Origin of the sequence: Burkholderia sp. Ac-20392 (assembly GCF_017104585.1) — a bacterium.
Taxonomy (GTDB): Bacteria; Pseudomonadota; Gammaproteobacteria; order Burkholderiales; family Burkholderiaceae; genus Burkholderia; species Burkholderia lata.
In genome coordinates this window covers 1-9,214 of the sequence record NZ_JAAGPB010000346.1, presented here as the reverse complement: position 1 = coordinate 9,214, position 9,214 = coordinate 1, and the positions used below count along the sequence as shown (strand labels likewise).

The window sequence follows — 9,214 nt, the reverse complement described above, 5'->3', positions numbered from 1 at the left end:
TTCGAGGCGGACCGGGCGTCGAATGCCGCGCCGGCCGCGCGGCCCGGCACCGCCGGCAACCTGAGCGCGCGCGAGATCGAGATCCTCGATTACGTCGCGCGCGGCCTGTCGAACAAGGAGATCGCCCGCGCGCTGCGCGTTGCGCCGGAGACGATCAAATGGCACCTGAAGAACATCTTCGAGAAGCTCAACGTCACGTCGCGCATCCAGGCCGTACGCAGCGGGCTGGCGCTCGATGCGTCGTCCCGCACGCGCGTCGGCGACGAATAGACGGTGGCGGGCGGCGCGCCGGCGTTGCCCCGGCGCGCCGGGCTCATCGATGCGCGTCGAACGCGGACACGATCTCGTCGATCGTCGCGCGGATACGCGCGGTGTGGCGCAGGTCGCGATGCGTGACGAGCCAGACTTCGTACGGTGCTTCCCGCGTCTGCGCGGGCCAGATGCGGGCGAGGCCGTCGCGTTCGCCCATGTGCACCGGCACTTCGCCGATGCCGAGGCCCGAGCGCAGCGCGGCGCGCATCATCAGGCTCGAATTCATCCGCCCGACGATGCGCCCTGCCGCGATCGGCTCGCCGGCGATCGCCGGCTTCCGGCTCGCGTCGACATACGGCTGGTAGACGACCAGGTCGTGCCCCGCGAACGCGCTGCCGCGCACTGGCTCGCCGTGCCGTTGCAGATAGTCGTGCGAAGCGAACAGGCCCATGTCCCAGCAGGCGAGGCGGCGCGCGACGAGATCGGGGTTGTCGGGCCGCACGGTGCGCACCGCGATGTCGGCCTCCCGTTTCGCCAGGTTCAGGACTTGAGTCGCCGTGTTCAGCGACACGCATACGTCGGGATGCTTCGCATGCAGCCGCGCGATCGACGGCATCACGAATTCGAGCGCGAGCGCATCGGTCGTCGTGATCTTGACCTCGCCGGCGAGCCGCCGGTCGACGCCCTGCGTCAGCCGGACGAGCTCGTGTGCATGCTGCTCCATCGCCTCGGCGGCGCGCAGCGCCAGCTCGCCGACCGGCGTGGTCAGGTAGCCCTTCGACGAGCGCAGGAACAGCGTGGCGCCGAGCATGTGCTCGAGTTGCGCGAGCCGGCGCCCGACCGTCGCCTGGTCGACCCCGAGCGTTTGCGCCGCGCGGCGCAACGTGCGTTCGCGATGAATCGCGAGGAACACGCGTGCGTCGTCCCAGTTCATCGCTTGTGCTGACTGATGCATTTTTGCATTCCTCGTTCGGCAATTCACTGCGTGCCCGCGAGCGGCACCGTCCCTAGACTGTCTTCACACCCATTGCGATGCCGCGATTCGAGGATGATCCGCGAATCGGCCGCGCATCGACGAACTTTGAGGATCATATCGTGACTGATGACGTGAAACCCCTGCCCGCCGACATGACGGCGATTGAAATCGTGCGACCCGGCGGCCCCGACGTGCTCGTGCCGACCACCCGCCCCGTGCCGTCGCCGGGCCACGACGAAGTGCTGATCCGCATTCATGCGGCCGGCGTGAACGGCCCGGACGTCTTCCAGCGCAAGGGACTGTACGATCCGCCGCCCGGCGCATCCGACATTCCCGGCCTCGAGGTTGCCGGTGAAGTCGTCGCGGTCGGCCGCGACGTCACGCGCTTCGCGATCGGCGACGAAGTCTGCGCGCTGATTCCGGGCGGCGGCTATGCCGAATACGCGGTGGCGAACGAGAGCAATACGCTCGCGATTCCCGAAGGCCTCGACATGACGGAAGCGGCAGCGATGCCCGAAACCTTCATGACGGTCTGGCTGAACCTGTTCCAGCGTGGCGGGTTCGCCGCCGGCGACAGCGTGCTGATTCACGGCGGCGCGTCGGGCATCGGCACGACCGCGACGATGCTGGCGAAAGCATTCGGCGCATCGACCATCATCACGACGGTGGGCTCGGAAGCGCAGCGCGACGCGAGCCTGCGGCTCGGCGCGGATCTCGCGATCGAGTACCGCAACGAGGATTTCGTCGACGCGGTCAAACGCTTCACCGACGGCAAGGGCGTCGACGTGATCGTCGACATCATCGCCGGCGACTACGTCGCGCGCAATTTCGCGGCCGCCGCGATGAACGGCCGCATTGTCCAGATCGGCGTGATCAACGGGCCCGCGAAGGAGCTCGACCTGTTCCCGATGCTCACCAAGCGCCTCACCCACATCGGTTCGACGCTGCGCTCGCGGACCTACGAGGAGAAGGCGCAGCTCATCCGCGAGCTGGAGGAAGCCGTGTGGCCGCTGATCCGGCAGGGCACGGTGAAGCCGCAGGTCTACCGGACCTTCGATCTTCGCGATGCGAGCGCGGCGCACGCGCTGATGGATTCCGGCCGCCACATCGGCAAGATCGTGCTGCGCACACCGGCTTCCGCCGCAGACGGCAAGCATTCCACATGACCGGCCCGCGCTTCAGCCCCCCGGACGGGGGGCTGAACGCTTCGCGGCGAATGGCGACAATCGGTACCACTGAACATGACGACGCGCGGCGCGATCGATGGCCCTGGGGCCGGTCGATGCGTGGCGGGCCGCGGTTCTAAACCGAGGCCGCGGTGCGCGGCCGGGCGCGGGTTGGTCCGGTCGTGCGCGTGTGGCGGATGGCGCGCCGGCCGCGATGGACGATGAATCGAAATGGACATGCTTGAAAACATGCGGACCTTCGTGCGTGTCGTGCAGGCCGGCAGCTTCACCGCCGTCGCGAGGCAGGGCGACATCGCGACCGCGCAGGTGTCGCGGGCCGTCGCCAGCCTGGAGGACTACGCGCAGATCCGGCTGCTGAACCGCACGACCCGCAAGATCGCGCTGACCGACAGCGGGCGGCGCTATTTCGAACGCCTGCTGGCGATCCTCGGCGATGTCGACCAGGCGAACGCCGAAGCGCGCAATGCACTGGTTCGCCCGTACGGGCGGCTGCGCGTGCATACGATGCCGGGGCTCGGGCAGAGCCACGTGACCGCATCGGCCGTCGCGTATCAGGCGATCTATCCCGAGGTGTCCGTCGAAATGACGTACTCGCAGCGGCTGCCGAATCTCGTCGAAGAGGGCTACGACGTGTCGGTCGTCACCGCGTCGAGCCTGCCCGATTCCGGCTATATCGCGCACTCGTGCGGGCGGAGCTACAGCGTGCTGGTCGCGTCGCCGGCCTATCTCGCGCGGCACGGCACGCCGCGCAACCCGGCCGAACTCGCGGGCCATACGTGCCTGTGCCTCGATACGCCTGCCGACGCGAATGGCGAATGGCGACTGCACGGCGCCGGCGGCGATGGCGACGGCGAGGTCGTGACGCACACCGTGCTGGCTGCGCCGTTCCACGCGAATGCGCCGGAAGCGCTGTCGATCGCGCTGCGCGCGGGGCTGGGCATCGGCTCGCTCGCGATTTACTCGGTCATCGACGATTTGCGCAGCGGCCGGCTCGTCCGCGTGCTGCCCGATTACCGGCTGACGATGCTCGACGTCTACGCGATGTTTGCGTCCCGGCGCTTCGTGGACGCGAAGATCCGCACCTTTCTCGACCACCTGCGCGCGACGCTGTCGCCCGCGCTGGCAGCCGACGAACACGCGCTCGAATCGATCGCCGCGCCGCGCGGCCGTGCGCGCACCCGTGCGATCTCGGGTGCGGCGGCCTGACCGCTTTCCCCAGCAGTTTCCCCCCGCAGTTACCAATCGTTCCTTGAGGAGATTTCGATGAAGATCCGTCTTGCCTTCGTTGCAGGTTGTGTTGCGCTGTCGCCGATCCTGGTTCATGCGCAGTCTGGCGCGCCCAATGCGGACGTGTCCGGCCCGCAACACGTCACCACGTCGCCGGCTGCGTCGCCCGTCACGTCACAGTCACCGTCGCCGTCGGCGGCGGCACGGTCGGCGAAGAAGGCCGATCGCGCGGCCGATCGCGCGTTCGCGAAGAAAGTCCGCCAGGCGATCACGAAGGCGCCCGGCATCGGCGGCGCACAGGTCACCGTATTTGCAAAGGCGAAGACAGGCGACGTGACGCTGGCCGGGCAGATCACGGACCAGTCGCAGGATCAGGTCGCGGTGGATGCCGCCCGCCAGGTGCCGGGTGTCACGTCCGTGAAAAGCCGGTTGCAGTTGCGTCTCGAAGGCTCGCAGTAACGGGCACGGACCCCGGGCGGCTACGTCCGGGGCATTCGCCCGATGAATGACACGCCGATTTGCACGCCGGCGCCGCTTCGTTGCCGCTCGGCGCGGCGCTGTGTTGCATCACGCGCGATCGCGCTTGTCGTGCATCACCATGATGGTTTGCTGCATGACCGCGCACAGCGTTTCCTTGTTGCCGGTGACGGCGAAGACTTCCGCCTTGGTCACGATCAGCGTCCGCCCCGGCCGGATCACCTCGCCACGGGCGATCAGCTTGTCGCCCGCGGCAGGCGCGACGAGGTTGATCTTGTATTCCACGGTCAGCACCGACGCATCGGCCGCCACCGTGGTCATCGCCGCGTAGCCAGCGGCCGAATCGGCGATCATGCCCACCACACCGCCGTGGACGAAACCGTGCTGCTGTTCGATGCCCTCCCAGTGCGGTACGTGGATCTCGGTTCGTCCGATGTCGATCAGCGGCATGCGTGCCTGGATCAGGCGCATCGCGTGCTGCTTGTCGAAACTGGCGGCGACGGATTCGAAGTAGTTCGGGTTGAGGGCTTCGGTCATGGCGCTTCGAGTGGGGTGAGCCGGGGTTCATCCGGAATGCAGGGGCGCAAGCCGCACGCGCAACGCTTGCGGGGATGTCCGGAAGCGTAACGCAGAACGGAGGGCGCCCGGGATGTGCCGGGTGTGCGCCCCGAATGGTCAGCCGGACAGGCGAAGCCCGGCCACGGGCGTTTGTCGAACCGATGCGGACCGGTGCCGTCAGTTCGACTCGCCGCATCCGCGCGGGTGTGGCGCGGGTGACTTGAACAAGACGCTATTTCGCGTGATGCGACGCAGCGGTAATCGCGTCAATCACCTGGGTGATGACGTAGACAGCCGCGAAGAACAACGCCAGTTTGATCACGGCTTTACCCATATCGGACAAGCGCTGATCGAGTTCACGCGTCGCGAGAGGTGTCTGCTCCCGGGGAGCCCGTTTTTTCAGAGCGGCATATGCAGCGATGACAAAGAATCCCTTTGCAACGAGTCCAGCCGTATGCAGATTCATATTTATTATCCGTTTCGAAGTGCCGGTGATTTTCGAACTCACTTGGTTTATCGACACGATTGCCCGCCGGCTTGAGGGCGGTGTCACCGTCACGCCGTGACATGCAATCGACAGGTGGTAGCAGGATTATCACCGTACCGGACGGCATTGGGTGAAGGAACGAACATTCATTCGAATTAAAATCACGACTCCCGTTTCCGACGAATATCCGATGCTGATGCTTGTCCTCCACCGGCTTTCCGGCGAGTCGGAAAGCGACCGTGCAAACGTCCGGCGCGTCTTCTTCGAATCCCCTTCATATACGCAATGCGTCGAAGGTCGTTTACCGACAGAAGAAGACGTCGACGATTTTTTCGTCGGCAAGCCGGTTGGGAAGGACGCGGCGGACAAATCGGTGTTCGGATTATTCGTCGGAAAAGACATGATCGGCTGCGCGGACGTCATTCGCGCGTATCCGACCGACGACTGCCTGTGGATCGGCCTGCTGCTGCTTTCGGACGGGCATCGACGCGGCGGTTACGGGAAGGCGGCTTTGGCGTTGCTGGCCGAAATGGCACGGGAATGGGGCCATCGCACGGTGCAACTGGCCGTCATCTCGACCAATCCTGACGCCGAGGCCTTCTGGCGGCGCGAAGGCTTCGCCGAGATTCGGCGCACGGTGAATCCGAGGTTTGCCGGCGACGTGATCGTCATGCAGCGTGCGATCGGGTAGCGGTCAGGCCTGCCCGATCGTCGTCGACCCGGAGCGGATGCCTGCGACCCGGCGAGACGGAGCGTCGAAGTTGCACCCCCGTCCCGATTCGCGGCGTGATCGAGGTGCGCTTTTCCGTGGGCGGTCGTGGCCGACGTACCGCGCGGGTAACGGTGATCGATGACGCGCGGCCCGCGTCATACCCGTGAATCCACCGCCGGCCTTCCCGGTGTACGGATGGGCACGTCCGGGTGTGCCCGGCAGGGCCGGTCGCCGTTGTTTCATACGCGACTCGGCCTGCCCGGCTGGCGCGCTGCGGCCTCAGATGCGATCCAGCAGCACCAGTATGACGACGATGATGACGATCATCCCGACGGTGCTCGAAGGCCAATAGCCCCAACTTCGGCTGTGCGGCCATGCGGGAAATGCACCGACGAGTATGAGAATCAGGATGATGATAAGAATCGTACCGAGCATCGCACCCCTCCTGGAACGGATTGGACATCGCGGTTCTCCCGCCGAGGGCGACTGGAGCAATGCGTGTGCCGCGATGGCGCGCGCCGGACAACGACAGGCTCGGAGAGGAGGGGGATTCACCCAATGAATACCCCCGGATTCAGAAAATAAAGTTTAAAAATGCGTCCCTGCCCCCTATGCTGAATCCTTCTGATCTGGCGGGTATGCGATGGCTGAACTTTTTCTGGTACGGCACGGGCAGGCGTCCTTCGGCACGGACGACTACGACCGGTTGTCCGCGGCGGGCGAGCAGCAGAGCGTCTGGCTCGGCGAATACTTCGCGCAGCAAGCGCTCACATTCGACCGCGTGATCTGCGGCACGCTGAACCGCCACGCGCAGACGGTCGACGCGATCCTGCGCGGGATGGGCCGCGAAGGCGCGCCGGTCGACCGCCACCCGGGCCTGAACGAATACGACTTCCACGGGCTGTTCGCAGCCGCCGCGCACGACTACCCGGACATCGCCCGCCTCGCGGCCGGCTCGATGAAGGAGCATTTCCGCGCGCTCCGGCAGGTGCTGCAGCTCTGGTCGGAAGACAAGCTCGGCGATTCGGCCCCCGAGACCTGGGCGCATTTCCAGCAGCGCGTGGCCGAGGCCCGCGCGGCGATCCGCCACGGCGGCGGCCAGCGCGTGCTGGCGGTGAGTTCCGGCGGCCCGATCGCGGTCACCGTGCAGCAGGTGCTGGCCGCCCCGCCCGCGAGCGCGATCGCGCTGAACCTGCAGATCCGCAACAGCAGTCTTTCGCAGTTTTTCTTCAACGCCGATGCGTTCCACCTCGCGTCGTTCAACGGCATCCCGCATCTCGAGGATCCCGAACGACACGCGCTGCGAACCTACGGCTGACCCACGAACGATCGCGACGATGACGAACCCTACCCAGCAACTCGACGTAGCCCGCCTCACGCGCTATCTGGAAGCGCACGTGCCGGGCTTCGAAGGCCCGGTCGACACGGAGAAGTTTGCCGGCGGCCAGTCGAATCCGACTTTCCTGCTGCACGCAAAGAGCGGCCGCTACGTGCTGCGCCGCCAGCCGCCGGGCGAACTGCTGAAGTCCGCGCATGCGGTCGACCGCGAATTCCGTGTGCTGAGCGCGTTGTCGGGCACCGCGGTGCCGGTCGCGCGTCCGTATCACCTCTGCGAAGACCGCGACGTGATCGGCAGCATGTTCTACGTGATGAGCTACGAGGATGGCCGGATCTTCTGGGACCCTGCGCTGCCGGAGCTGCCGAAGGCCGATCGCGCGGTGTGCTACGACGCATTGCTGCAGACGATGGCCGCGTTGCACGACGTCGATGTCGATGCGGTGGGCCTTGCCGACTACGGCCGCCCCGGCAACTACTTCGAGCGTCAGATCGGCGTGTGGACGAAGCAGTATCGCGCGGCGGAAACCGAGCGCCTCGACGCGATGGAGACGCTGATCGACTGGCTGCCGAAGGCGTGCCCCGCGGACACGGGCCGGCCGACGCTCGTGCATGGCGATTTCCGGATCGACAACCTGATGTTCGCGCGCGACAGCTATCGCGTGCAGGCCGTGCTCGACTGGGAACTGTCGACGCTCGGCAACCCGCTCGCCGATCTCGCCTATCTCTGCATGTGCCTGCGGTTGCCGTCCGGCGGGCAGGTGCGCGGGCTCGCGGGCCACGATCGCGCCGAGCTCGGCGTGCCGGACGAAGCGGCGATCGTCGCGCGCTATTGCGAACTGCGCGGCATCGAGCCGATCCGCGACTGGCATTTCTACCTCGCCTTCAGTTTCTTCCGGCTCGCGTCGATCGCGCAGGGCGTGAAGGCGCGCGCGCTGCAGGGCAATGCGTCGAGCGAGCAGGCGCTGCGCGTCGGCGCGATGGCCGGGCGGCTCGCCGAACTGGCCGTCGGCGTGATCGACGCGCATCGCTGAAGCGGCCGGGCACGACACCACATCAATGGAGGAGCACAGCAACATGGCAACGAATCTGTTCGACCTGACGGGCAAGATCGCCCTGGTGACGGGCGCGAGCCGCGGCATCGGCGAGGAAATCGCGAAACTGCTCGCGGAGCAGGGCGCGCACGTGATCGTGTCGAGCCGCAAGCTCGACGACTGCCAGGCCGTGGCCGACGAGATCGTCGCGGCAGGCGGCCGCGCCGAGGCGCTGGCCTGCCACGTCGGGCGGCTCGAAGATATCGCCGCGACGTTCGAGCACATCCGCGGCAAGCACGGCCGCCTCGACATCCTCGTGAACAACGCGGCCGCGAACCCGTATTTCGGGCACATCCTCGATACCGACCTCGCCGCGTACGAGAAGACGGTCGACGTGAACATCCGCGGCTACTTCTTCATGTCGGTCGAGGCCGGCAAGCTGATGAAGGCGCACGGCGGCGGCGCGATCGTCAACACGGCGTCGGTGAATGCGCTGCAGCCGGGCGACCGGCAGGGCATCTACTCGATCACGAAGGCCGCGGTCGTCAACATGACGAAGGCGTTCGCGAAGGAATGCGGGCCGCTCGGCATCCGCGTGAACGCGCTGCTGCCGGGCCTCACGAAGACGAAGTTCGCGGGCGCGCTGTTCGCCGACAAGGACATCTACGAAACCTGGATGGGGAAGATCCCGCTGCGCCGCCATGCGGAGCCGCGCGAAATGGCCGGCACGGTGCTGTATCTCGTGTCGGACGCGGCGAGCTACACGAACGGCGAATGCATCGTCGTCGACGGTGGCCTGACGATCTGAGCGCGCGATGAAGATCGACAGCTACGCAGGGCAGGCCGTGATGATCACCGGCGCCGCGAGCGGCTTCGGCGCGTTGCTCGCGAGCGAGCTGGCCGCGATGGGCGCGCGGCTCGCGCTCGGCGACCTGAACGGCGATGCGCTCGAACGCGTGGCCGCACCGA

General features: G+C 66.7%; 13 protein-coding genes. 9 read left to right on the top strand and 4 right to left on the bottom strand.

The genetic code is table 11. From position 1 onward, the window contains the following. Window positions 1-270, top strand: a 270-nt coding sequence (locus tag G3N99_RS28335; protein ID WP_206124038.1) for a helix-turn-helix transcriptional regulator, incomplete at its 5' end; no start/stop codon positions are given. Window positions 271-313: 43 nt separating this feature from the next. Here G3N99_RS28335 and G3N99_RS28330 read toward each other — a convergent pair. Beyond that, on the bottom strand, window positions 314-1,207 hold the full coding sequence (locus G3N99_RS28330; protein ID WP_241011893.1) for a LysR family transcriptional regulator: 894 nt from the start codon (window positions 1,205-1,207) through the stop codon (window positions 314-316). 173 nt (window positions 1,208-1,380) lie between these two features. Here G3N99_RS28330 and G3N99_RS28325 point away from each other — a divergent pair, with 173 nt between their 5' ends. The 3 genes from G3N99_RS28325 to G3N99_RS28315 all read left to right on the top strand — a co-directional run bounded on the left by G3N99_RS28325 (window position 1,381) and on the right by G3N99_RS28315 (window position 4,101). Further along, the gene (locus G3N99_RS28325) at window positions 1,381-2,394 is read left to right on the top strand and encodes an NAD(P)H-quinone oxidoreductase (RefSeq protein ID WP_174939932.1); all 1,014 of its coding nucleotides are present in this window, start codon (window positions 1,381-1,383) and stop codon (window positions 2,392-2,394) included. 231 nt (window positions 2,395-2,625) lie between these two features. Then, entirely contained in the window at window positions 2,626-3,621 is a 996-nt protein-coding gene (locus G3N99_RS28320) for a LysR family transcriptional regulator (RefSeq protein ID WP_174939610.1), read from the top strand. Window positions 3,622-3,678: 57 nt separating this feature from the next. Continuing rightward, a complete protein-coding gene (locus G3N99_RS28315) occupies window positions 3,679-4,101 on the top strand; it encodes a BON domain-containing protein (RefSeq protein WP_174939612.1) in 423 nt (140 codons plus the stop codon). Between the two features lie 108 nt (window positions 4,102-4,209). Here the strand turns inward: G3N99_RS28315 and G3N99_RS28310 are convergent, their stop codons facing one another. Together G3N99_RS28310 and G3N99_RS28305 are read right to left on the bottom strand one after the other, a co-directional pair. After that, window positions 4,210-4,656, bottom strand: coding sequence for a PaaI family thioesterase (locus tag G3N99_RS28310; protein WP_174939934.1), 447 nt, complete (start codon window positions 4,654-4,656; stop codon window positions 4,210-4,212). A gap of 253 nt (window positions 4,657-4,909) precedes the next feature. After that, window positions 4,910-5,143 carry a hypothetical protein gene (locus G3N99_RS28305; protein ID WP_206124037.1) on the bottom strand — a complete coding sequence of 78 codons (234 nt, stop codon included), beginning with the start codon at window positions 5,141-5,143 and terminating at the stop codon, window positions 4,910-4,912. 211 nt (window positions 5,144-5,354) lie between these two features. On the opposite strand from G3N99_RS28305, the gene G3N99_RS28300 reads away from it, so the two are divergent. Beyond that, window positions 5,355-5,855, top strand: coding sequence for a GNAT family N-acetyltransferase (locus tag G3N99_RS28300; protein WP_206124036.1), 501 nt, complete (start codon window positions 5,355-5,357; stop codon window positions 5,853-5,855). Window positions 5,856-6,155: 300 nt separating this feature from the next. Here the strand turns inward: G3N99_RS28300 and G3N99_RS28295 are convergent, their stop codons facing one another. Further along, entirely contained in the window at window positions 6,156-6,311 is a 156-nt protein-coding gene (locus tag G3N99_RS28295; RefSeq protein ID WP_174914499.1) for a DUF3309 family protein, read from the bottom strand. Window positions 6,312-6,519: 208 nt separating this feature from the next. Here G3N99_RS28295 and G3N99_RS28290 point away from each other — a divergent pair, with 208 nt between their 5' ends. The 4 genes from G3N99_RS28290 to G3N99_RS28275 form a co-directional block, all read left to right on the top strand. Next, window positions 6,520-7,194 carry a histidine phosphatase family protein gene (locus G3N99_RS28290; RefSeq protein WP_174943409.1) on the top strand — a complete coding sequence of 225 codons (675 nt, stop codon included), beginning with the start codon at window positions 6,520-6,522 and terminating at the stop codon, window positions 7,192-7,194. A gap of 19 nt (window positions 7,195-7,213) precedes the next feature. After that, window positions 7,214-8,245 (top strand): phosphotransferase, encoded by a 1,032-nt coding sequence (locus G3N99_RS28285; protein WP_206124035.1) that lies wholly within the window; start codon window positions 7,214-7,216, stop codon window positions 8,243-8,245. 43 nt (window positions 8,246-8,288) lie between these two features. Next, window positions 8,289-9,053, top strand: a complete 765-nt coding sequence (locus G3N99_RS28280) for an SDR family oxidoreductase (RefSeq protein ID WP_174983848.1) — start codon at window positions 8,289-8,291, stop codon at window positions 9,051-9,053. 7 nt (window positions 9,054-9,060) lie between these two features. Next, window positions 9,061-9,214: SDR family NAD(P)-dependent oxidoreductase (locus G3N99_RS28275; protein WP_206124039.1), on the top strand; the 154-nt coding region annotated here is incomplete at its 3' end.